The organism is Flexilinea flocculi, from assembly GCF_001192795.1.
GTDB lineage: Bacteria > Chloroflexota > Anaerolineae > Anaerolineales > Anaerolineaceae > Flexilinea > Flexilinea flocculi.
The window spans coordinates 133865-157091 of sequence record NZ_DF968181.1 but is presented as its reverse complement, the minus strand read 5'-3'; the positions used below and the strand labels follow the sequence as shown (position 1 = coordinate 157091).

Here is a 23227-nt window from a genome sequence, read left to right as displayed (position 1 = left end):
AGAGAGAAAAAATTTTTTGTTCTTATGGTTTTGCGCTTTGCGCAAAACCATAAGAACAAAAATAAATTCTGCGAATATTTCAAATTGACGATTTTCCAACGAATAGCTATATTGTTTTTACGTTCCGGGCAAAAACAACACCACAACATAGAATCCATTTCATATTTCGAATACCTGTAATTGACTCTTTTTTATGGATTGCATATAATTCCTTATTATGGAACGGGATTTCAATCTTTTTTGAAAAGGAATCTGCTATGGCCCAGGAAATTCAAACATTAATCGAACAGCAGAAAGTGATTGCAATCTGCCGAAAAGTATATGGAGCAGAATTGTCAGCATTTGTCTCAGCAATTGAACGAGGCGGCATTCAACTTGTCGAGGTCACCTTCGATCAGCAAGACCCTCATTGCGTTCAGAAAACATCGGAAGCGCTTCAAATGCTGAATGAAACCTTCTCTGGACGTGCCTTTGGAGCTGGAACCGTCCTGACAAGAGATCAGGTAAAAGCCGCTTATGATGCAGGAGCTAAATATATCATTTCACCCAATACAGACATAGAAATCATCCGCTATACGAAAGATCTGGGAATGGTTTCAATACCAGGCGCTATGACGCCTTCAGAAATCATCACTGCGCACCATGCCGGCGCAGATTTTGTGAAATTATTTCCATGCGGAAGTCTTGGCGCTGCTTATATCAAAGAGGTGATGGCGCCGATCAACCATATCAAGATGATGGCAGTCGGCGGAATCAACATGGAGAATCTGGCAGCATTCATGAGTCTTGGTTTTACGGGTGTCGGCATTGGAAGCTCGTTATGCAACCGGAAACTTCTGAGTGAGAATCGTTTTGACCAAATTGAAGAGAATGCGAGAAGAATCCGCGAAATTTTATCCAATAATTAAAAGAGGATCCAGCATGGGAAAAGTAGTTGGTTTTGGGGATATGTTAGTCAGACTCAGTCCCCCAGGTTATCAAAGGTTTTTACAAGCCGCTTCGTTTGATGTAAATTACACAGGGGCGGAAGCAAATGTATTAGTCGGACTAAGTAATAACGGAATCGATACGGAATTTGTCACGCGGCTGCCTGACAATGCAATTTCAGCCTGCGCAGTTTCCATGCTGAAGCGTTTCTCAGTAGGGACTTCCCATATCGCCTATGGCGGAAATCGGCTTGGAGTATTCTATTGTGAAAAAGGAGCTTCTCAACGGCCTTCCAAAATTGTCTATGATCGAAAAAATACAGCTATTTCGGAAGCGAAACCAACAGACTTCAATTGGGACAACATCTTTCAAGGTGCTGACTGGTTCCATTTCACAGGTATCACACCAGCTCTCGGCGAGCATCTGCCGCAGGTCGTCGAAGAAGCCTGTCAAAAAGCGCATGCTGCCGGCATAACGATCAGCTGCGATCTCAATTACCGGTCCGCGTTGTGGTCTGAAGAAAAAGCTCAATCCGTTATGAAAAACTTGATGCAGTATGTTGATATTCTGATTGGAAATGAAGAAGATGCCTGCAAAGTGTTGGGCGCTGTGCCTGGAAATACGGATGTAAACTCCGGGAAACTGGATTATTCGGGCTATGTCAGTATCGCTGAACAACTGATCAATACCTATCATTTCAAGAAAGTCGCCTTCTCGTTACGAGAAAGCATATCGGCTTCAGATAACAATTGGTCTGCCATGCTGTTTTCGGATGGTAAATGTTTCCAGTCAAAAAAGTATTCAATCCATCTGATTGATCGTGTCGGCGGAGGAGATTCTTTTGCTGCAGGATTAATTTACGGACTGATGAAAGCATTCGATCCGCAAACGGTGATTGAATATGCAACTGCCGCCGCCTGTTTGAAGCAAACCATGGAAATGGATTTTAACCTGTCAACGGAAGATGAAATCTTCCGCCTGATGGGAGGAGACAGTTCCGGCAGAATTCAGAGATAAATCAGAAGAACACCTCCGATTTTGCAAGGATTACTGAAACAATTGATTACAGGATAAAAAAATGCAAAAAGAACAGATTATTACAAAATTGAAAGAATGTGGGCTCGTTGCCGTAATTCGCGCGAAAAATACTGAAGAAGCATTGAAAGTCGCCGATGCCTGCGTCAAAGGCGGCGTCGCAGGAATCGAATTAACCTACACTGTGCCGGGTGTGACGGACATCATTCATCGTCTGGCTGAGGAATATAAAGATTCCACGGATTTCATTATCGGAGCCGGAACCGTTCTGGACTCCGAAACTGCACGAATCGCCATTCTTGCCGGTGCCCAATACATCGTCGGACCTGCTTTTGATTCCGAAACTGTCCGCTTATGCAACCGTTATCGTGTCCCGGTCATGCCCGGGGCAATGAGCATCCGAGAAGTGATCATGGATCTGGAAGCCGGTGTGGATATTATTAAGATTTTCCCGGGTGAATTGTTCGGGCCAAAAATTATCAAATCCATCCTCGGACCGCTTCCGCAAGCCCAAATGATGCCGACCGGCGGCGTTTCATTAGAAAACGTCAGTGAATGGATCAAAGCCGGCGCAGTAGCTGTCGGTGTCGGCGGCGCACTCATTAGCGGAGCAAAAACCGGTGACTTTCAATCGATTACCGATATGGCGAAGAAATTCCTTGAGAAAATTAAAGAAGCTCGCGGGCTGTAAATCAAACAGGGAAAAATACTTTTTCTTTAACCTTCCAAAATATTTGTGAAAAATGAGCGCTGGTCTTTCTTTCGGGAAAGGCGATAACAGTGCTCATTTTTTATGGGAAAATCTCCAAAAAAAATGCGAATATGCGGCAATAAGAAAAATGACTTTGATTCGATAGTTGGTCCATGCCTCGAACGGCTGTTGAAAATTCGCTTAATCGTTTTCTACTTGAGTTTCTCACTTTTTGAAAAAAAGTCCCTTTTTACGCTCAAATTTGGAGATTTCAAGGCACTAATTCAAGATACTCAGGAAGACACACATGGCAATATGTCATTGCGAGGAGGGCATCAGCCCGACGAAGCAATCTCTTTTCGTGTGGCACTCTTTACATTATGGGGCAGGGAGATTGCCACACCCCTTCGGGGCTCGCAATGACAGACTTTGCCACTGTGTGACTTGCATGGCAATCTGTCTTTGTGAGAAGAGCATCAACCCAACACGCTGTCATTGCGAGGAGGGCATCAGCCCGACGAAGCAATCTCTTTTCGTGTGGCACCCTTTACAGAATGGGGCAGGGAGATTGCCACGCCCCTTCGGGGCTCGCAATGACAAATATCACCCCTAATGGAACTCGCAATGACAGAATTCTCACCACTGTGTGGGCTCGTATGACAATTTGTCATTACGAGGAGGGTAGCTGAGTTTCTCGCTTTTTGAAAAATCGTCCCTTTTTACGCTCAAATTTGGAGATTCCAGGACACTAATTTGAGAAAAACAGGTGGAAAAATTTCTATTAAGGAAATACTCGAAGATGCAGCAATAAGAAAAATGACTTTGATTCGATAGTTGGTCCATGCCTCGAACGGCTGTTGAAAATTCGCTTAATCGTTTTCTGTATCGAGAAATGTTATATCGATATCAAAATGAATCGATTCACCCGGATTTAAGAACCGGAGGGTGGCGCTCTTTTCGGCATTCGCAACACTGTCATAAAAACTGGTCATCGGTTCCAGCGCGCAATTATAGTCTCCGCGAAACCCGCCGGCTGTCACCCAGAATCCCAAATACGGGAAAATTTGCGGATCATATTGAATTTGAATTGCGGTCTGTTCATTAGGAAATCGGTAGCCAATGCGGCCTTCACGAACTTTGCCCCAAACAAAATATTTTTCATAAGATTCGCTTTCAGGCTGCGGAACCCTTGTGAAATCATAGCCTATCCCAAGCGGTGTATCCTCCGGGAAATCATAGATCGCTCCAGGATAGCCGAGACGTTTTGAGAGCAGTCCGTTCATGATTTTTTCAGTTCCCTTAGGAAAAAGAATCTGCATATTCTTGCGGTAGACTGAAAGACAATGAAAAGCCCAGAGATACGGGAAAGCAATATCGCTTTGATTCTCAATCCGCCAGGATCCATGAAGAGTTTGATCAGAAAGCTGAAATTGTTTCTGATAAGTATATCCCAGCAGATTGCTCTGATAATTCAGTACAGCTTCCTCCTCATGCATAGTAAGATCAAAGGGAGCCGACCATATTTCCCCATGATCAGGATAATGCACCGGATTGCCATCGATCATCACGGTCTCAGCGATAAGGGTCGGAAATGCATCATCAAAACCACACGCTTCAAAATCTTCAAACGAATCCCCGATCGAAGCATCCGAATAACCGAATTTCGGATTTTGAAACAGGAACTCAAAATTCTCCTTTTTGTTATAAAAGGAAGCGATTTTTCCGCCTCGTTTCGGAAGAATCACAGCAGAGGCAGTATCTGTCGACAACAGAACCGCTTGTTCACCCTTCCAGTTCGTTTTGGTTATCATAATTATTTCCTCCCTTAAATCGAACAGATTCATTCGGGTAAATAAAATTTTTTATCAGCCATACGAATCAAGAGAGAATTATATCTCCCCATATTTTGAATCAGTTATTCAAAATAGGAAAAGAATTCATAGCTGTTCGTACGGTTTTGCACTTCGTGTAAAACCATAAGAATAACAAATTTTCTTGATTGACTCCAAAAGTAAATTTAAATTTCGAATTGCGAAATCGTGTAAATCCATTTTATCAAGTGTTTGTTATAATCATTTGCAAGATAAATCACAGCATCGTCACCTGAAGAAATATTCATTTTGCAAGTGACAGTTATCGTTGACAAATTCTTTTATTACTCACATTCCATAATGGACGGGCGGAACATGGAAGAAATTGAACTCATTTTTCCGGAAATGCGGCATAAATCGGCTGCATTGGCTTATAAACAAGAACACTTTGACCATGGGGAATACTCCATCCATGGAAGCACGCTACTGGATAAAATGGATTCGTACGAAGAATGGTTGAAGATGATCCGTGATAATTCGGATGAAAAAACTGTTCGCAGTAGTTGGGTTCCATCCAGTACCTATTTTGCGTTTCGGAAAACGGATGGCAAATTGATTGGTATGATTGATTTTCGTCATCAATTCAATGAATATCTGCGAAACTTTGGCGGAAATATCGGATACAGCGTTTGCCCATCTGAAAGAAAAAAAGGGTATGCGGTCCAGATGCTGAATCTAATCTTGGAGAAAGCCAAACAAATCGGATTAAAAAAAGTGATGCTTTCCTGTTATCAGGAAAATGCCGCTTCAAGGAGAACGATTGAAAAATGCGGTGGTCTTCTGGAAAAAGAAATACAGGAGCCGGACGGGAAAACCTTACAAATCTATTGGATTCAAATCCATTCCTGACACAGGAAATCCACCATGCAGACCACACGCTCACCGGAAACGGATCGTTTACGCAAACTTGAAGTGGTGCTGAAGAAAGCACAAGTTCCGTATACGATTTTAAGTCACAATCGGACAATTCACTCTGCTGCGGAAGGTGCCGCTCAGGGCATTGGAGCGCTTGCTAATATGGCTCCGACATTCATCCTGCACACTGAAAACGGTTTTTTAGCTGCCATCATCTGCGGAGATACGCGCATATCCTACAAAAAGATCAAACGGGCGCTCGGCTTGAAGAATCTGTGTCTGGCTTCTCCGGATGAAGTAAAACAAATCACGGGCGCTGAAATCGGATACGTCTCCTTAATCAATCGCGAATTGTCCACAATCGTTGATACACGGATTATCGAAAAAGAGACCATCTTTGGCGGCTGCGGCATACCCGAACATACACTGCAGATCAACCCGATGGATCTCATCCGTCTGACCCAGGCTTTCGTTTTTGACTTTACTGAACCAAAAGAATAACCAAAAAATAGAGGGCTGACAGGAGCCCTCTATATCTTCACAGAAAGTAATAAAAAGACTGCTTTTTCAAGCAGTTTTTATAATGTATCAATGTTTCTGCAATCCCGCTTTGACGGTTTGCTGATCAAACTGGTCTTCCACGCAATCCCACTCTGCAGGAACATTGCCGGCCTGCAAGGATACTGCCAGCGTTTCCGCCTGGATGTATTCTGCATTGTCATGGATCGCTTCCGCCAGCAGCGGACTTGCTTCATAGATGACAGCAATGCGATCGGAAATTTCCAGTCCGGCTGTCTTGCGCAAATCCTGGATGCGGCGCACAAATTCTCGAGCCAGACCTTCTTTGACCAGCTCCGGCGTCAGTGTCGTCTCCAGCGCGGCAATGCTGGATCCGCTGGTTGCCACGACAAAACCGGTATGCGCATTGGCACGGACTTCCACCTCTTCCGGAAGAATTTCATAATTTTCACCATCTACAGTTACAGTAACCGATTTTCCTTCCAATAACGCTTTACCAGCTTCCATCGGTTCCAGGGCGAGGATCGCCTTGCGCAAAACCGGGAATAATTTTCCATATTTTTGACCCAGTTGCTTCGGCTGCGGATTCAAGGTGAAGTCCATCGCCTCGGAAGCTGCATCCAGCAGCCGTACTTTTTTGACATTCAATTCTTCTTCCAAAATGTCAGCATACTTTTCGATAATCGGCCGATCTTCAGCCAGACCCACAGAAAACGCACATTCCGCCAGCGGCTGGCGAACTTTCAGGTTTTCCTTATTCCGTGCGGCGTGTCCCAGGGAAGCCAGGTCGACAACCAGATTCATCTCATGATTCAGTTGTTCGTCAATCAGCGATTCATCATAGACCGGCCAGTCCGCCATATGCACTGATTCCACAGCATCGGGATCGACGGAACAGACCAGATTCTGGTACAGCTCATCTGCCAGGAAAGGCATAGCCGGGGCAATCAGTTTTGCGACAGTCACCAGGGCTGTATAAAGAACCTGATAGGCTGCATTTTTATCGCCATCGCCTTCACTCTTCCAGAAACGTCTGCGGGAGCGGCGTAAATACCAGTTCGATAACTGATCCACAAAAGCCTGAATCGGACGGGTTGCGGCATTAACGTCGTATTCCTCATACGCCTTGGTGATGTTTCTGACCAGCGCATTCAATGCGGATAAAAGCCAGCGGTCCAGATCACTATACTCGATCTTCTGCTCTTTATTGGGAGTCCAGCCGTCCAGATTGGCATACATTACAAAAAATGAATAGGTGTTCCAAAGCTGCAGCGTAAAACTGCGCAGCACTTCATTGACCAGATTGGATGAGAATCGGCGTTCCTGACCGGCCGGGCTGGAAGTAAACAGATACCAGCGCATCGCATCAGCACCATTGTCCTTGATCACATCCCATGGAGAAACCACATTACCAATGTGTTTGGACATCTTGTGCCCTTTTTCATCCAGAACCAATCCAAGACAAATCACGTTTTTAAAGCATTCCTGATTCATTAGAAGTGTGCTGACTGCGTGCAGTGAATAAAACCAGCCACGCGTCTGATCAATCGCTTCACAGATATAATCCGCGGGATATTGTTCTTTAAATTCTTTCTCATTCTTTATCGGGTATCCCCATTGAGCGTAAGGCATGGCTCCCGAATCGAACCATACATCGATTAATTCCGGAACCCGGCGCATCGTTCCGCCGCATTGCTTACAGTGCCAGGTAACTTCATCCACATATGGCCGATGCAATTCCAAATTCGAATAATCTTTACCAGTCTTTTGTGACAGTTCTGCCCGGCTGCCGATACATTCCTGATGACCGCAGTCATCGCAAATCCAAATCGGCAGCGGCGTTCCCCAATAGCGGTTGCGGCCCAACGCCCAGTCGATATTGTTTTCGAGCCAATTACCAAAGCGGCCGTGTTTAATATGGCCGGGATACCAGTTGATGCGCTCATTCAGCTCCACCAGCCTGTCCTTAAATTGACTGGTACGGATATACCAGGTGGGACGCGCCACATACAACAGTGGTGTACCGCAGCGCCAGCAGAAAGGATAGGTGTGTTTGATCTTGCCATGCTTCAGCATGCGGCCGCGAGAAACCAGTTCTTTGATGATCAATGGATCCGCATCCTTGACAAAAAGGCCAGCCCACGGTGTGACTTCCGGAATAAATTTGCCTGCGCCGTCCACTGTCATCAACAACGGGAAATCTTCCCGTTTTCCGACTTCGTTGTCTTCTGCGCCGAACGATGGAGCAATATGAACCAGACCGGTACCGTCTTCAGTCGTCACATAATCCGCCAGGACAATGCGATGTGCCGGTTTTTCAAGCGGCAGGAAACGATACAACGGTTCGTAACGCCATCCTTTCAAATCACTGCCTTTATAAGTCTCAAGAATTTTTACTTCTTCGCCTGGCAGAACAACCGGAACGAGCGTTTCCGCCATGATCAGTTTTTCAGTGGCACCATCTTCTTTGGTACGTTCAATTTTGACATAGGTGACATCCGGATGCGCAGCGACACCGACATTTGCCGGAAGTGTCCACGGTGTCGTCGTCCACACCAGAAGGTTCGTATCCGGTTGATCGATCAACTGCAGACGGAAATAAATCGATGGATCCTCAGCTTCCTGATAACCTTGAGCGACCTCATGATCGGCAAGCGGCGTCCCGCAGCGCGGACAATATGGTACCACTTTAAATCCCTGGTATAACAAATTGCGGTCAAAAAAGTTCTTGAGGATGCTCCATTCCGATTCGATATACTCGTCTTTATAGGTCACATAAGCCGTACTCAGGTCTACCCAATAGGCAACCCGCTCCGTCATTCTTTCCCATTCCTGTATATTTGTAAAAGCGGATTCTTTACAGAGTTTGTTAAATTTATCAATCCCGAAATCTTCAATCTGCTGTTTATTGGTAAATCCCAGTTTCTTTTCGACTTCGATTTCCACTGGCAGACCGTGTGTATCCCACCCGCCGCGCCGGCTGATATGACAGCCCTGCATCGTGCGATACCGGAGGACCACATCTTTGAAAGAACGGGAAAGGACATGATGGACACCCGGTTTTCCGTTAGCTGTCGGAGGTCCTTCGAAAAAGATAAATTCCTTCTTTCCCGCCCGATTGTCTGTTGATTTTTGAAAAATATCCTTCTCTTTCCAATATTTGAGGATACCTTCTTCCATTTCATTCACATTGAGTTTTGCCGACACTGGCTTGAACATGTTGTTCCTCCGAAAAAAACGAATTTCGTGTATGTTTAAAAAAATAACCGTCCCTATAAGGGACGGACAGATTCCGCGGTACCACCCTTGTTTTCATCATAATGGAATGATGAACGCTTTCATCCAGATAACGGTGGAATTATTCCGTCTCACTTACTTGTATGAAGCTGGCTCATACGTTCAGATCAAAGCTCCGAAAGGATTTTCTCTCTGCACATCGCTGCCCGGCTCTCACCATTCCGGATTCGCTGTAAACGAAACCTCAAAGATACTCGTTTTCATCAACGCCTGATTTATGAGATATTTAACCATATTTTTAACATTTGGTCAAATCAGGTGCATGAGCATAGCAATTCGAAACATGAACGGAATTCATTGTTATTAAATCATCTTTACGCTCCGTACATAACAGTTGAATAACAATTTTATTTAACTTTTTGCCGTTTTTTCGCAGAAAGGGGCACGACGAATGTACCTGCCACCATTCTCCCGATTCAATTAACGTCTTTTTAAGCGAATCTGCTGTTATCGTAGTTATAGGGGATGCTGGTACCGGCAACAACATCCTCAATTTTTTTAACGATCAACCAGTCGTCCATATTGCCTTGATGGTCAAATTGCAGCGGATCAATTTCCTGAACCTCTTTAAATTCTACAAGACACAGGCATTTTTTCGTCCAGCGAAGTATCTGCTTTTCGGAAAGATTCAGTTTATTTTGTCTGTCTCGAATAATTTTTTCGGCTTCCTCATCAGAAAGTTTCACAAAATTTTCCACATCAGCCACAATTGCTTTTGCAGAAATCAACCCGGTTCCCTTTTTCATAAAAAACAGGGGTTCACCCGTAAAAACTCTCGAATGCGGAATTTTTCTTCCGGCAGCGCCACGAATGATCATCGTTTTCTCTCCTGCAAGGATCTTTTCGAGTTCTTTTTCTTTGTCGTCACAATAAACCACATGCACCATATCGTTTCTTCTCCTGACATTTCCTGATCCGCATTGAATAATAAGGAGCGGATTTATTGTTTTTCGGTTGTTTTGTAACGTGCAGCAACAACCGAATAACAATTTTTTCCTTTTTGTTGAAACTCAGAGGCTCCGATGTTTCTTTTCGATGGGCTCGTAGTCAAAATCGAAGCCAAAATGTCGTGGCCCAAAAATATCAAGTCCTTTTTGTGTACGCCATTGCTCCGGAGCAGGCAATCCAATCACCGTGACATTCATACCCTCCGAAAAATGAGGATTGATATTCGGCATATTGGTGTCATCATTAAATATGCAAATCAAATCTGGCGCCATCACATCCACTTTGCCATCTTTCCAGGATGCAATATGTTCATTCTTATACCAGACATGGTATTCGCTGCCGCTGAATTCGCCCTCTCCTTGGATATACGCATCACCTACTGTGAAGCCTTCCACTGTATCATAGGTGTGTTTCGATAATTTTCCGCGGAATAACACATAACCGTTCATTCCTGTTGCGACAGCCATACCAGTCGGTTTTCCCTCTTGTAAAGCTGCAGTAAAGATTTTCCCGATTTTCCATGCATAGGAGATAGCTCCACGGATAACAGCATTTTTTAATACTCCAGCCCGAGCCGGATGATCGGTCACACCGATGCTGTTCTTGCTGGCGACTGCCAAAGCTCGAACCAGGGCTTCTGCACGTGTATCATCAACTACTTGCGGAAAAACTGCCACATCACCAAATTGATTGGCGCATGAAATCGGATAAATCGGCAGATCGAAAATATTGTACGTGGAGTGAATCAATTCCGGGACTGAACGTCCGGCAGGATCTGCATCCATAATGAACCGATCCATCAGCGCTGCAGTATAAAACGCTTCTGCAGTATTTCCGCCGCCTAATTCCGTGGATATTACACCGTAAAATGACTCACCAATGTAGGCTTCCATCGCCTTGTACGCCAGAAAAGCCAACGGATCGTTCAATTCCGGCAAACCTGCATAACGTGCTTCAAGTTCCGGTGTTGTCGGAGAGATGCTGCCGCATACATAGGGGGTTGCGATCCAGGCATCATCCGGAACCTCGGAAAAATCAACCATTCGGAACCGTTTCCCTAATTTAAAAGCCTCCTCAATTAATCGGATTCCCTTTTCCGGTGATCCCCCGCCGCCGGTTCCTAAAATGGTACAACCGTACAGTATTTCTTTAATGTCCTGCATTGATAATTCAATCATTTGAACGAATTCCTTCTCAAATATTTTATTTAATGAAGCATCCAACAACAAACCTGTAAAAATGCTATAACCGGATTTTTATTAACAAATTTTCACGAAATCAAATAAAAAAATTATCCGCCGATCAACCTTTTCGCTTTTTCCGATACATCCGGATGAACAACTACGCCATTCTCCATAAACAATTCATCATCCAGCCAAACGGAAGAGTTCAGACACAACCCATCGCAATGTGATTTCGCCTGGATTCCATCCGGCGGAGCATCGACTGGGCTGAGATAGCCCATTCCCCATTCCGTACATCCCCACACACGCTCATCCTCCAGCACATTGCCGCACATGCGTGCCCCTGGATTAAAACCATAACATCCATGAGCCAGACGGAACATATTAGGATCATCAAAGCTTTCCAGCCAGCGACGCAATTCATCAGCCTGATTTCCACCATAAATCTTTTGTATAACACCATTTTCAATATCCAGAAATACAGGTTCTTTAAGAAAACCGCAGGGCGGAGAAATTGTCCCGTCAAAAACCAGTTTACCCTGAATGGAATCAAACTCAGGGAAAAAGCTGATTTGTCCGCTGAGAAAATGAGCTCCCGGAGTATCTGCCATCCCGTCATCACATCCAACGATCCTTTCTTTAACCAGCCGGAAAGAAAGATCATTTCCGGCAGGAGTCGTAATCCGCATTCGGCCGGCTTTTTGTGTCATTTCAGTCACCTGATGCAGAAAATCGGACAAGAGCGCGGCATCGATTCTGCCGATCAGCCGAACCATCATATCAACGGTCATCCCCACCAAACAGCTATACCGCAGCTTTTTATTCTCTTTCATTGCCCTCTCAAACGGGGTGGAATACAACAGCCATTGCTGGTTAAATTCGACCCAAGCGTCTGCATACAGCAATGCACCGGTCAATGAATCCACAGGAAGCATATTGTCCGCAGCTTTTCCGACACCAAGCGGTGAAGCAAGCACAATGGTCATTGGCTTCGCACCGGCAGTGTGTGCTGCAGCTGCAACTGCATTCACCACCCGCATGTCCGTCTGCGTATCCGCCGTGATAACAAGCGTCTCCCCTTTTTTCAGTCGAAACATATCATTGATCAGGATGGAAGCTGCTTTTGTCAATTCATATTCAAAATATTCAGTCATAATCTCTCCTGGTTACAATTTGAGTTGATTTCGGTTCTTTCTTTGTCAATGGCCGTAAAATCTCAGGATTTAAGTAGATGACAGGCAGCCTGATGATCTTTGTCAACATAGATTGCCTTTGGCTCGATTTCGGAACAAATTGGCATTACCCTGGGACAGCGCGTATGAAACCGGCATCCAGTTGGTGGATTAATCGCGCTGGGAACATTCCCTTCAATAGTCTGCAATTCAGAAAGGTTCTGCATGGATAATGATGGTATGGCATTGAACAATGCCTGCGTATATGGATGGACAGGTTGATTAAAAATTACTTCGGAAGGTCCCTGCTCTACGATCTTGCCTAAATACATGACAATAATACGGTCTGATAAATAATGCACAACACTCAGGTCATGAGAAATCAATATATATGTTAAACCCAGTTTCTCTTTCAATTGCTGCAAGAGATCCAGAATTTGAGCCTGAGATAAAATATCGATAGAAGAAGTCGGTTCATCCAAAACGACGAGTTTTGGTTCCAGCGCCAGCGCTCGAGCAATCGCAATCCGCTGCCGCTGCCCGCCGGAAAACTCATGCGGATATTTATACAGGCTATCTTTGGGCAGACCTACCATATCCAATAAAGATTCGACTTTTTCAGATAATGCAAGACCAGATAATTTCTGGTGAACACTTAGCGGCTCACCAATGACATTTCTTACCAGCATTCGGGGGTTTAAAGACCAGAAAGGATCCTGAAAAACAATCTGAATATTTTTTCGCACTTTATCTCGCATCATTTTTTGTGATACACGGGTAATATCCAACCCGTCAAAGATGATGGATCCTTCCGTTGAGTCTTCAAGCCGCAGCAGGACATTCACAAGCGTTGTCTTACCGCATCCAGACTCTCCGACCAGACCAATTGTTTCACCAGATTGAATCTCCAGATCGATGCCATCCACTGCCTTGACCCACTGTTTCTGTGTTTTAAAAAGGTGGTTAGATCGAACTGGAAAATACTTTTTCAAAGCTTCGACTTTTATCAGCGGCTGATTCATATAGTCCCTCCTGCATAAAAACAAGCTGCTTTTTGAACAGGATTCTGTATATCGTTTAACGATTCTGCTGACGATTCCGTTCGAAATTCTCTTAACATGGGGACATGCGTGGAACAATTTTCTTTACCGATTGTGCATCGGGAAAAATAGGGACAGCCATTTTCTGCTTCCGGTTTGATTATTGTTTTCGAAAATTTCAATTTTTCTGATTTGCTGCGCGGAATCGCAGAAATTAATGTCTGTGTATAGGGATGCAGCGGATTTTGAACAACACAATTGCTTAATCCTTCTTCCACTAATTTACCCCGATACAAAATCCCCGCATTTCTGCAGAAAATATTCACCAGACTGACATTATTCCCGATAAACAGGACACTCATTTTAAAGTCACGCTGTAATTCGTCAATTAATTTTAATATACCGGCTTGAATCGTAACATCCAAGTTTCGCGTTGGTTCATCAGCAATCAAAAATTCTGCACCGCAGGATAAAGCTATAGCAATAATAATTCGTTGACGCTGCCCGCCGCTCAATTCATGTGGATATTTATCGATCAGGTTCATCGTGTCAGGCAATTTGACCATATCCAATAATTCGAGAGACCGCTTCAGACAAGCTTTACCCTTCAGCCCCTCCTGCCGTGTGATGACACGTTCAATTTGCTGCCAGACAGTGAAAACCGGATTTAGTGTCGACATCGGATCCTGAAAAATCATAGCCAATCGTTTCCCGCGATAGATTTCTGCCATCTGTTTTTCACTTTGCTTCAGAAGATCAACCCCATCGAACAGAATGCTTCCGTTCAGGATCATCCCCGCTGGTTTGGGCAGCAAGCCAAGAATGGTTAGTGCTAAAACCGTTTTACCGGCACCGCTTTCACCCACCAGCCCATACGTTTCACCGCGGTTAATTCCTAGTCCTTCAATATTAAGAACAGGTTTTATTCCTTCAAATGTCCGGAAACCGACAGAAAGGTCTTTGATTTCAAAATAGAACTGTGTTTTTTGATCTGTCATGGCTCTCTCCTAAAACTTTCTGGTACGCGGATCTAAAACTTCACGAATGCCGTCACCGATCAGGTTAAAAACCATCACCGTTATGAAGATTGCAATTCCCGGGAATGTACTGTACCACCATGCATTCAAGAAATAGGTACGGCTGGATGAAATCAACAATCCCCACTCAGGAATCGGAGGCTGTGCACCCAAGCCCAGAAAACTTAACGATGCAATTGTCAAAATTACGCCGCCGATGTCCATGGAAGCCTGTACGATGACCGGAGCCAACGTATTGGGGAGAATATGCGAAAAGATGATTTTTGGAAGTGGCGTTCCGATAGCACGTGCAGCGCGAACAAATTGGCGTTCGCGAATGGAAACCGCCTGTCCGCGGATAATTCGTGTATACCAGGGCCACCACGAAATTGCGATTGCCAGGATGGCATTTTCGAGACTTGGACCTAAGAATGAAGAAATGGCAATAGCCAATAATAAAGGCGGGAAAGACAGAAAGATATCGGTTAAACGCATGATGATCTCATCCGCAATTCCGCCCAGACCTCCAGCGATGGCGCCAAGAGGAGCCCCGATTAATAATGCCAGACCTACTGCCAGCAGAGCAGTACGCAACGATATACGCGTTCCATAAAGAATTCTGGAGAACAGATCACGTCCTAATTCATCCGTTCCAAACAAATATTGTCTGGAAGGGGGAAGAAGTTTATCTTTCGGATTTGTGTCACTGATCGCATGCCCTGGATAAGGGGCGATGACCGGAGCGAATATGGCGATCAGGATTAATAGCAGAATAATCACCATCGAAATGCGCTGCAATAAATTTCGATTTAAAAGGTAAAAAGTAACTTTCAATTCCCGAACAGCAGGCTGGATAGCACGTAATAGATTCGAATTTTGTGTCATTTGCAGCCTCTTTCAGGTTCGTACTCGGGGATCCAGCGCAATAATGATATCTGCGGCCAGGTTGAGAAGCACATAGGAAAATGCCGAAAAAATGGTAACCCCCATAATGGCAGGATAATCATTTCCGATCACAGCAGAAGAGATATAACTTCCAATCCCCGGCCAGGTAAAGATCGATTCGGTTAGAAACGTATTGACCAGCGTATATCCAATCGACAGCGCAACAACCGTTGAAGTTGGTCCGATGGAATTTTTCAGCGCATATGACCATAGGACTGTTTTTTCTTTTAACCCATAAGATCGAGCCGCAGTGATGTAATCCTCGTTAAGAATTTCGAGCATTGCAGACCGCGTCATTCGGGCAACCAGTCCGATAGGATACAGCGCTATTGTAATTCCAGGAAGAACAATGTGCCAGAGCGCATCAAAGAAAATCGTAAAATTGCCAGTGATAAGACAATCGAACATCAAAAATCCGGTGATTTTTGGAATATCCATCAGAATCTTTATCTCTGTACTCAACTGGCCGCCCATCGGAAAAATATCCAGAATTCTGAAAAAAAACAATTGCAGAATCAGACCAATCCAGAAAGTGGGCAAAGATACAGCTCCGATGGAAAAAAGACGGCTGAAATGATCGATCATCTTATCTTTCCGTTTTGCAGAGATGACCCCCAACGGAATTCCAATGAACACAGCCGCTATTGTGGATAATAAGACCAGCTCCACTGTCGCAGGCAGACTTTCGAGCAGCTCCTGCGTAATGGGGCGTCGTGTCCGCAATGAATGACCGAGGTTTCCTTGAATCAAATCCGTCAGATATTTTCCGAATTGAACCAACAGCGGTTTATCCAGACCCAGCTCAATTGTTGCTTTTGCAATCTGCTCCTGGTTTGCACGCGGTCCAGCCCATTTCGCAGCAGGATTGGATGGTACAACACGCGCCACAAAAAAAGTAATGAATGCCACTCCCAGGAGGACAATTATTCCTAACAATACACGTCTGAGAATAAATTTCGTCATCCAGGCTCCTTCAATAAATGAATGATAGAAAAAAAGGGATTCTTTAGTTATTTTCAAGAATCCCGTCAAATAACCAGTGAATCAGTGATTCAAAAAATCAAAAGGATTCATCCACCGATTCAAAATTTGAAAAAAAATAAATAAATTGTTGTTGTGGTGTTTTTGCATGAAGCATAAAAACATCACAACAACATATTTTCGCTTTCTATTCGATGAGTTTATCCATATTTCGAATCGCTGGAATTCATTGTTGTCCTTACAGTTTTACGCAAAGTGCAAAACTACACAACAACGAATAATGCTTTTCATAGTGCGAATGGCTGTCACAGTAAGAGCCATCCGGACAGCTTTCCATTAATTCTGAATAGTCAGCTCATGGAAGAAAACTACCGTTGGATAAGCCGGGTTGAATTTAAAACCTTGAATCGTTTTGTACGTCACCCAAATATCCTGACGATCATACATAAAGATGGAAGCAGCATCGTCCAACAGCATCTTCTGTGCATCGATGAACATTTGTTTTGCTTTCTCAATATCCGATGATGTCATTTCATTTCCACCGTCAATTAATTGGTCAAATTCCGGATTCTTATAATAAGCCAGGTTGAACAAAGGCTCATCCTCTGAATGGAAAGTGGAATACAAGAATGAATAAGGACTGGGCAGATCTGGCCACCAATACATCATTAAGATATCCTGGCGTTGAGCTGGATCACCCAATGCCATTTCCCACTGGCTGTCCCATGGCATGCCGCGAATCTCAAGATTTACACCCAATTTGGCTAACTCAGACTTATAAAGCTCTGCAGTGCTTTTCTCTGACTCATTTCCGGCTGTATAGGTCAAGACAAGATTTAGATCGGATCCAACACCAGCTTCTTCCAATAACGCTTTAGCTTTTTCCAGATCATATTCATAACGCGGCAGCTGGTCGCTCCAACCCCATAAACCAGCCGGAACCATACCATAGGATTGCTGTCCATAACCGCCAATTACCGTATCAATAACAGCTTGAAATGGGAATGCGTAGGATAATGCCTGGCGCAGTTTTACGTTATCCAAAGGAGGTTTTTGGGTGTTGAACATCCCGATCAGATTTTGCAGAGAAGGATTAACCGAAACAACCACATCCGGATTGTTTTTCAAAACATCCACATCGGTATATGGCAGTTCAACCGTAATTGCTGCTTCTCCGGTTTCGATCATTTGCCTTCTGGTTGCAGTTTCAGAGACTTTCTTGAAAACAACAATATCGATACTGTTATCCTGCCATCCGCCCCAATATCCATCAAATTTTTCAAGAATCACTTCATCGCCCCATTTAGAGCTTCTTAACATATAAGGGCCAGTACCACAGCCAGATGTCTCATCAATCCAGGTATTGTCTTCATTCACACATTTGGATGAATAGATGAAAGCTGCATAACCGGTAGCCGCAACCAGATCGAGCGGATTTTTATAAGCCAGTTTAAATTCAACAGTAAGTGGATCCACTACATTGATCGATTCAACAGCAGACCAGATATAGGACGCCCCGGCGGCAAGCTGCATCGTTCGTTCAATCGAGAATTTAACATCCTCTGCAGAAAAATCATCACCGTTCTGGAATTTTACGCCGGATCGAAGTTTAAAGGTCCATGTTAATCCATCTTCTGAAACTGTATAAGATTCAGCCAACATAGGAATAATTTTTTCTTCGATCGAATCATAGCGCAGCAGCTGTTCATACATATTATTATGAACATGTATACCGTTTGAAAATTCAATCGCGGGATCCCAATTCGTGAGTGGCTCACTGTTTAGAGCATAAACAGCGAATGTTGGAGAATCCGCAGCAAAAGCCGTACCGGTAATTAGCAGAATACCGATCAGACCTAACACAAAAAATAATATCCTTGCCTTTTTCATTTTTCTCCTCTTTCGTGAAGTTGATAAAAGATACGATTTAAAGAAAATTCAGGCATCAAACATCTGCCGTTTTTCTTATCTAACACAGATATAAAAAGTATTAAAGGGTTATTTCGATTTTTATTGATTCGAGTGTCAGTTGAAAACCGATTATAACAAATAAAAACAAACAATTATCAGGATTTGGCATATTTCAGTATTTCGAAATTTGGATCGGACAGTTGAAGAATTTATCCTTCTCATATTTCGAATTACTGGGTATATTTTCAATAATTCGGAATATATGGAGGATTATTTGTTGTGATGTTGTTTTTTCGTGAAGCACAAAAACAACACCATAACAATATTTCTCTCATTGCTTAAAAGGTTTATCGAAATTTCGAATTACTGAAATCAATCTTAATAATGACTCTCAATTTCACAATCATATGAAGGATAACCATGAAAATCAGAATTATTGCTCCGATCACTTCTTCTGAAATCGTTTCCAAAACGATTCCTGTTCTGCGAAAATATATTTGCGGTAATACTCAGATCAGTCTTGTTAATATTTTAAAGGGACCTGCTTCTCTGGAATCGATTTATGAAGAAACGCTTGCCGCTCCACAAGTCGCTCAGCGAGTATTAGAAGCCGAAAGGGATGGGATGGATGCAATTGTCATAGATTGTATGAATGATCCTGGATTGGAAGCTGCCAGAGAAATCACACGCATTCCAGTAATTGGAGCTGCTCAATCTGCGATGACATTAGCTGCAATTCTGTGCAATAAATTTTCCATAATCGCAACCGCTAAACGAGATCGTTTTCCTTTTGAGCTCCTAATAAAACGATACGGACTGATTGAAAAATATACATCCACACGATCTGTTGAGATACCGGTTCTCGAATTGCATGATAACCCTGAAAAACTGCTTTCTTCATTATTCGTCGAATCCGTCCATGCCATACAGGAAGATGGCGCCAGTGGAATCATTTTCGGATGTACGCGTATGCGGGACATGAAACAGGATTTGAAAGATGCGCTTCAGCAGCACGGGTTGAATCCGTTGATTATCGATCCATCGTCTGCTGCGCTGAAATGGGCTGAGATGACAGCCGGGTTAAACCTCACACAGAGTTTAAAAACATATCCATATGGTAAAAGTTTTCTGCTGCCAGATCATCAAAACCTGAATACAGAATTTACACCATCCTGGAATGGTTTACTCAATGAGGCAGTTAAAATTTGTGTGATGGTTCCCGTTATCCAGGGATACCGGGGAAATAATTGGCTTGAAGAAACGCAAAAAGGATACGCAGCCTATGCACGTCCTACCACCCAGATTACTGTGGAGGCAATACAAACCGGACCGGCTACGATTGAAAACCAGTATCAAAAAGCGATGTGCATTCCGGAGCTTCTGCTCATTGCAAAAAAAGCAGAAAGAGAAGGAGCCGATGCCTTGATTATCGATTGTATGAGCGATCCTGGCTTTGATGCAGTACGCGAAGCAGTGTCCATCCCTGTAATCGGCCAGACTCAGGCATGCAGTTTTCTGGCATCAGCACTTTCACACCGCTTCAGTATTTTAGGCACTCGCAAGGACTATGCGCATAAATTTACCAATCAGGTTGCGGAATATGGAATCAGTTCCAGGCTGGCATCCGTTCGAACGGTTGGCTTGACCGTTGAGGAAGTGGAAACAAATCCGGAAAGATTATTGAAAGCGCTGCTGGATGCCGGTGAACTGGCAGTTGTTCAGGATGGTGCGCATTCCTTAATTCCAGGCTGTACCGGAATGATCGGTCTTGCTGATGCTCTTCAGGAAGGGCTTTCTGAACGGGGAATTCATGTGCCCGTGTTGGAACCGCCTGCAGTAGCTGTCAAATTAGCAGAATTATTGACAGATCTACATCTCACTCACAGTAAAATTACATGGCCGCTTCCTCCTGAAAAAGAAATAAGCGGTTACCCGATAAGTGAATCATGATCATGGAGATAAAAATGGAAACGCTTGAAGCAATCCGAACACGACGCAGCGTCCGATCCTATACTTCGGAACCGATAGATGACGCTGATCTTCAAAAAATTATCGAAGCGGCAGCTTCCGCACCCAGTGGAGGAAACAGTCAAAGCTGGCTGTTCATCAGTGTGTGCGAACCGAAACAAATCGCCAGAATGCGCGCAATTTGTCCCGGCATCATCGGAATCCCTTCCGGAATTATCGTATTATGTCTCGATTTTCGTGGACAGAAAAAGGAAGTTCTTCCAATCATCAAGTATTTGGATATCGGAGCCGCGATGCAGAATATACTGCTGGCTGCACACGATCTGGGATTGGGTGGCTGTGCCATCGGTTCCTTCCATGTAGAAGGTGTAAAAGAATTTCTAAAGATACCGGAACAAGTGGAACCAGTTCTGTTGATCGTTTTGGGCAAACCCAGGAGCATTCCTTCCGCCCCGCGGAAAAAACTTTTACAAGAAATCTATTTCCAGGAAAGTTTTGAAAAAATATAAAATGGAACCAACAGAATTAAAAAACGAATTGTTTATGCTCGTTTCCTACGTAATTACAAGTGCCCGCGGACTTTACGATGAACCTGATAATTATGGGATTTTTCGGTTAATTGATTCAGCGGGGCGATTACTGGCAATTATGGAATCGGCAGGAATGTCCGATGATTTTATCGCTTCGCTCAGAGAACAAATCGATGAAGAACGGGAATCGTCGATGGATGATGATGCCCAAAAAAGGCACCTGGACGCAATGGTATTGAAAATCGCCAGAGAGCTGCAGAAACGCTGACGGATCAAATCGAAGAGGGAATAAATCATCGTCTGTCAATCACTATCCAAAAAAAAGATTGGATGATTAATAAAATAATTGGAGAAGATATGTCGAAAAAAGTTCTAAAAACAAAGCAAGATTGTATCGATTTTCTTACCGGATTGAAACTGCTTGGGACAGGTGGCGGCGGTTCCATGACGACCGGAATGGAATTACTGACCAAAGCGCTTGATGAAGGGTTAACACTATCATGGATCGATGCAGTAGAATTGCCGGAAGACACGTTCACTTGTACCGCGTTCAGTTCTGGATCGATCTCTGCCGGTCGTCCGGAAAGTGAATCAGATATTTCTGAATTAGGGGAAAAATTAGGCATTGAGAATAAATTCGGTTTGCGCGCTGCCGAAATGGCAGTGAAGGAGCTAGAGAAGTATTCCGGTGTCAAAGTGGGTGCTTTGGTTCCAGTAGAGTTAGGCGCTGCCAATGCACCAGCTCCGATGGTGGTTGCTGCCCGGTTGGGAATAAGTCTGATCGACGGTGATTACAGCGGCAGAGCTGTTCCTCAGGAAATGCAGACAACATATTTTTTGAAAGACTATAGTATCACACCAGCAGTTGTAACAGACTGGTGGGGGGATATCATTGTCATCAAAGAAGGCTCAGCTGCCATGGTCGAACGTTTAGGAAAAATGATGGCGATCGCCAGTTATGGCGCTGTATATTTTGCATCTGTTCTGTTGTCCGCGAAAGATACACGAGAAACCATCGTTCCTGGAACTTTATCACTGAGCTACGAACTGGGAAAAGCTGTCCACAAAGCGGTTGAATCCGGACAGAATCCTGTAACAAAAATCAGCGAACAATTGGATGGATGGAAATTATTCTCAGGAGTTGTAACCGGCAAAGAATGGGAGGATAAAGAAGGCGCCATGGCAGGGACAACGCATATCCGGGGAACTGGTGCCGATGAAGGACACACGATGGATATCTGGTTCTTGAATGAAAATCATATAGCATGGCTGGACGGGGAACCATATGTTTTCAGCCCAGATCTAATCATGAACGTCAATCCAAATACGGGTGAGGGATATTCAAATACGGAACTAAAAGAAGGTGATCCAGTTGTAGTGATCGGTTGTAAAATCAATCCGATTTTCCGTTCCGAAAAAGCGATTTCTTTCTTCGGCCCGCGATTTTGGGGTTTTGATTTTGATTACAAGCCGATTGAGGAAATCGTGGCTCGACCCTAAGAAACGTTGAAACAAACACTTTCATAAATTGATAAATCAGAGAATTGGTTTTTGGGATAATTCGCCAATAACCATTTCTCTTTTTTTATTCCGGTACAAGAATCTTGCCAAATAGCGGGAACACAATCAACTCAGCAATTCAAAATATGGATCTATTTTTTAAATTAATTGAGATAGTCTGTTGTTGTGTTGTTTTTAAGTTTTTCTCAAAAACAACACAACAACAAGATCGCTTTTTTTTCTTAAAAAGGCTTTTCCTAATATCGAATTATTGAGCATAAAGCCGGAGGACACCGGAGTAAATGTCAAATCCGATTGAGAAATTATTTACTTTGTCGGAAGAATTTCAATCCAGTAACCATCTGGATCAACGATAAAATAGATTCCAAGTTTTTCATTTTCAAAACAAACACAACCCATTTCTTTGTGTTTTTTTAGTGATGCATCAAAATCATCAACCCGAAAAGCAAGGTGAAATTCATTATCTCCCAGGTCATATTTTGGTTTATTCCAGTCGCGTAACCACGTCAATTCGAGCTGCTGTTCTGTAATTCCATCCTCTAAAAAACAAAGTATAAAACTCCCATCCTCGGCTTCCTTTTTTCTGGCGACCTTCAATCCAAGTGCTTCGTTATAAAACTTCAGGGATCTCTCCAAATCAATCACATTGAAATTGTTATGCACAAACCGATATTTCATTTTTCATCTCCTTGTCCTGGCGCATTCCTCATATAAATCTATCACTGCTTTTCGGATCTGCATATATTTTTCATCAGCAATTTGAAACATGAGAAGAATTATGTATTACTCCGGTCAAAAATTATGTTCGATATATCA

Annotated in this window: 20 protein-coding genes and 1 other annotated feature; of the genes, 9 read left to right on the top strand and 11 right to left on the bottom strand. The window is 43.6% G+C overall.

What is annotated here, in order from left to right:
* Positions 1–257: 257 nt before the first annotated feature.
* The 3 genes from ATC1_RS05645 (at position 258) to ATC1_RS05635 (ending at position 2653) form a co-directional block, all read left to right on the top strand.
* On the top strand, positions 258–908 hold the full coding sequence (locus ATC1_RS05645) for a bifunctional 4-hydroxy-2-oxoglutarate aldolase/2-dehydro-3-deoxy-phosphogluconate aldolase (RefSeq protein ID WP_062279198.1): 651 nt from the start codon (positions 258–260) through the stop codon (positions 906–908).
* A 13-nt stretch (positions 909–921) separates the two neighbouring features.
* On the top strand, positions 922–1944 hold the full coding sequence (locus tag ATC1_RS05640; protein WP_062283951.1) for a sugar kinase: 1023 nt from the start codon (positions 922–924) through the stop codon (positions 1942–1944).
* A gap of 61 nt (positions 1945–2005) precedes the next feature.
* Positions 2006–2653, top strand: coding sequence for a bifunctional 2-keto-4-hydroxyglutarate aldolase/2-keto-3-deoxy-6-phosphogluconate aldolase (locus ATC1_RS05635; protein WP_062279197.1), 648 nt, complete (start codon positions 2006–2008; stop codon positions 2651–2653).
* 869 nt (positions 2654–3522) lie between these two features.
* On the opposite strand, the gene ATC1_RS05625 is transcribed toward ATC1_RS05635, so the two are convergent.
* Positions 3523–4464 (bottom strand): aldose epimerase family protein, encoded by a 942-nt coding sequence (locus ATC1_RS05625; protein WP_062279193.1) that lies wholly within the window; start codon positions 4462–4464, stop codon positions 3523–3525.
* Positions 4465–4839: 375 nt separating this feature from the next.
* Here ATC1_RS05625 and ATC1_RS05620 point away from each other — a divergent pair, with 375 nt between their 5' ends.
* Positions 4840–5373, top strand: a complete 534-nt coding sequence (locus ATC1_RS05620; protein ID WP_062279191.1) for a GNAT family N-acetyltransferase — start codon at positions 4840–4842, stop codon at positions 5371–5373.
* 15 nt (positions 5374–5388) lie between these two features.
* Positions 5389–5880, top strand: coding sequence for an aminoacyl-tRNA deacylase (locus ATC1_RS05615; RefSeq protein WP_062279190.1), 492 nt, complete (start codon positions 5389–5391; stop codon positions 5878–5880).
* A gap of 87 nt (positions 5881–5967) precedes the next feature.
* On the opposite strand, the gene ileS is transcribed toward ATC1_RS05615, so the two are convergent.
* From ileS to ATC1_RS05565, 9 genes are all read right to left on the bottom strand, one after another.
* Positions 5968–9117 carry an isoleucine--tRNA ligase gene (gene ileS / locus ATC1_RS05610; protein WP_062279188.1) on the bottom strand — a complete coding sequence of 1050 codons (3150 nt, stop codon included), beginning with the start codon at positions 9115–9117 and terminating at the stop codon, positions 5968–5970.
* Between the two features lie 55 nt (positions 9118–9172).
* Positions 9173–9411, bottom strand: a binding site (T-box leader).
* A gap of 215 nt (positions 9412–9626) precedes the next feature.
* Positions 9627–10082, bottom strand: coding sequence for a hypothetical protein (locus ATC1_RS05600; protein WP_062279185.1), 456 nt, complete (start codon positions 10080–10082; stop codon positions 9627–9629).
* A gap of 123 nt (positions 10083–10205) precedes the next feature.
* A complete protein-coding gene (locus tag ATC1_RS05595) occupies positions 10206–11321 on the bottom strand; it encodes a DUF917 domain-containing protein (protein ID WP_062279183.1) in 1116 nt (371 codons plus the stop codon).
* Positions 11322–11434: 113 nt separating this feature from the next.
* On the bottom strand, positions 11435–12481 hold the full coding sequence (locus tag ATC1_RS05590) for a M29 family metallopeptidase (protein WP_062279181.1): 1047 nt from the start codon (positions 12479–12481) through the stop codon (positions 11435–11437).
* A gap of 62 nt (positions 12482–12543) precedes the next feature.
* Complete coding sequence (locus tag ATC1_RS05585; RefSeq protein WP_062279179.1) at positions 12544–13521, bottom strand: ABC transporter ATP-binding protein; 978 nt, start codon at positions 13519–13521, stop codon at positions 12544–12546.
* A complete protein-coding gene (locus tag ATC1_RS05580) occupies positions 13518–14537 on the bottom strand; it encodes an ABC transporter ATP-binding protein (protein ID WP_062279177.1) in 1020 nt (339 codons plus the stop codon). Before ATC1_RS05580 ends, ATC1_RS05585 begins: the two co-directional genes overlap by 4 nt.
* A 9-nt stretch (positions 14538–14546) precedes the next feature.
* Positions 14547–15440: an ABC transporter permease gene (locus tag ATC1_RS05575; protein WP_062279175.1), complete on the bottom strand. Its 894-nt coding sequence runs from the start codon at positions 15438–15440 to the stop codon at positions 14547–14549.
* Between the two features lie 12 nt (positions 15441–15452).
* Complete coding sequence (locus ATC1_RS05570; protein ID WP_062279174.1) at positions 15453–16463, bottom strand: ABC transporter permease; 1011 nt, start codon at positions 16461–16463, stop codon at positions 15453–15455.
* Between the two features lie 354 nt (positions 16464–16817).
* Positions 16818–18371 (bottom strand): ABC transporter substrate-binding protein, encoded by a 1554-nt coding sequence (locus ATC1_RS05565; RefSeq protein WP_062279172.1) that lies wholly within the window; start codon positions 18369–18371, stop codon positions 16818–16820.
* 441 nt (positions 18372–18812) lie between these two features.
* Here ATC1_RS05565 and ATC1_RS05560 point away from each other — a divergent pair, with 441 nt between their 5' ends.
* The 4 genes from ATC1_RS05560 to ATC1_RS05545 all read left to right on the top strand — a co-directional run bounded on the left by ATC1_RS05560 (position 18813) and on the right by ATC1_RS05545 (position 22390).
* Positions 18813–20342, top strand: a complete 1530-nt coding sequence (locus ATC1_RS05560) for an aspartate/glutamate racemase family protein (RefSeq protein ID WP_062279170.1) — start codon at positions 18813–18815, stop codon at positions 20340–20342.
* A 14-nt stretch (positions 20343–20356) separates the two neighbouring features.
* The gene (locus tag ATC1_RS05555; protein WP_062279169.1) at positions 20357–20869 is read left to right on the top strand and encodes a nitroreductase family protein; all 513 of its coding nucleotides are present in this window, start codon (positions 20357–20359) and stop codon (positions 20867–20869) included.
* Positions 20856–21158, top strand: coding sequence for a DUF6092 family protein (locus ATC1_RS05550; protein WP_062279167.1), 303 nt, complete (start codon positions 20856–20858; stop codon positions 21156–21158). Before ATC1_RS05555 ends, ATC1_RS05550 begins: the two co-directional genes overlap by 14 nt.
* Positions 21159–21247: 89 nt before the next feature.
* Entirely contained in the window at positions 21248–22390 is a 1143-nt protein-coding gene (locus ATC1_RS05545; protein WP_062279166.1) for a DUF917 domain-containing protein, read from the top strand.
* 327 nt (positions 22391–22717) lie between these two features.
* On the opposite strand, the gene ATC1_RS05540 is transcribed toward ATC1_RS05545, so the two are convergent.
* On the bottom strand, positions 22718–23089 hold the full coding sequence (locus ATC1_RS05540; RefSeq protein WP_062279164.1) for a VOC family protein: 372 nt from the start codon (positions 23087–23089) through the stop codon (positions 22718–22720).
* Positions 23090–23227: the final 138 nt, after the last annotated feature.

What these genes read in the sequence shown, in the direction of transcription:
- ATC1_RS05645 (WP_062279198.1), top strand. Translation starts at nt 258, where the DNA reads ATGGCCCAGGAAATTCAAACATTAATCGAACAGCAGAAAGTGATTGCA.
- ATC1_RS05640 (WP_062283951.1), top strand. Translation starts at nt 922, where the DNA reads ATGGGAAAAGTAGTTGGTTTTGGGGATATGTTAGTCAGACTCAGTCCC.
- ATC1_RS05635 (WP_062279197.1), top strand. Translation starts at nt 2,006, where the DNA reads ATGCAAAAAGAACAGATTATTACAAAATTGAAAGAATGTGGGCTCGTT.
- ATC1_RS05625 (WP_062279193.1), bottom strand. Translation starts at nt 4,464, where the DNA reads ATGATAACCAAAACGAACTGGAAGGGTGAACAAGCGGTTCTGTTGTCG.
- ATC1_RS05620 (WP_062279191.1), top strand. Translation starts at nt 4,840, where the DNA reads ATGGAAGAAATTGAACTCATTTTTCCGGAAATGCGGCATAAATCGGCT.
- ATC1_RS05615 (WP_062279190.1), top strand. Translation starts at nt 5,389, where the DNA reads ATGCAGACCACACGCTCACCGGAAACGGATCGTTTACGCAAACTTGAA.
- ileS (WP_062279188.1), bottom strand. Translation starts at nt 9,117, where the DNA reads ATGTTCAAGCCAGTGTCGGCAAAACTCAATGTGAATGAAATGGAAGAA.
- ATC1_RS05600 (WP_062279185.1), bottom strand. Translation starts at nt 10,082, where the DNA reads ATGGTGCATGTGGTTTATTGTGACGACAAAGAAAAAGAACTCGAAAAG.
- ATC1_RS05595 (WP_062279183.1), bottom strand. Translation starts at nt 11,321, where the DNA reads ATGATTGAATTATCAATGCAGGACATTAAAGAAATACTGTACGGTTGT.
- ATC1_RS05590 (WP_062279181.1), bottom strand. Translation starts at nt 12,481, where the DNA reads ATGACTGAATATTTTGAATATGAATTGACAAAAGCAGCTTCCATCCTG.
- ATC1_RS05585 (WP_062279179.1), bottom strand. Translation starts at nt 13,521, where the DNA reads ATGAATCAGCCGCTGATAAAAGTCGAAGCTTTGAAAAAGTATTTTCCA.
- ATC1_RS05580 (WP_062279177.1), bottom strand. Translation starts at nt 14,537, where the DNA reads ATGACAGATCAAAAAACACAGTTCTATTTTGAAATCAAAGACCTTTCT.
- ATC1_RS05575 (WP_062279175.1), bottom strand. Translation starts at nt 15,440, where the DNA reads ATGACACAAAATTCGAATCTATTACGTGCTATCCAGCCTGCTGTTCGG.
- ATC1_RS05570 (WP_062279174.1), bottom strand. Translation starts at nt 16,463, where the DNA reads ATGACGAAATTTATTCTCAGACGTGTATTGTTAGGAATAATTGTCCTC.
- ATC1_RS05565 (WP_062279172.1), bottom strand. Translation starts at nt 18,371, where the DNA reads ATGAAAAAGGCAAGGATATTATTTTTTGTGTTAGGTCTGATCGGTATT.
- ATC1_RS05560 (WP_062279170.1), top strand. Translation starts at nt 18,813, where the DNA reads ATGAAAATCAGAATTATTGCTCCGATCACTTCTTCTGAAATCGTTTCC.
- ATC1_RS05555 (WP_062279169.1), top strand. Translation starts at nt 20,357, where the DNA reads ATGGAAACGCTTGAAGCAATCCGAACACGACGCAGCGTCCGATCCTAT.
- ATC1_RS05545 (WP_062279166.1), top strand. Translation starts at nt 21,248, where the DNA reads ATGTCGAAAAAAGTTCTAAAAACAAAGCAAGATTGTATCGATTTTCTT.
- ATC1_RS05540 (WP_062279164.1), bottom strand. Translation starts at nt 23,089, where the DNA reads ATGAAATATCGGTTTGTGCATAACAATTTCAATGTGATTGATTTGGAG.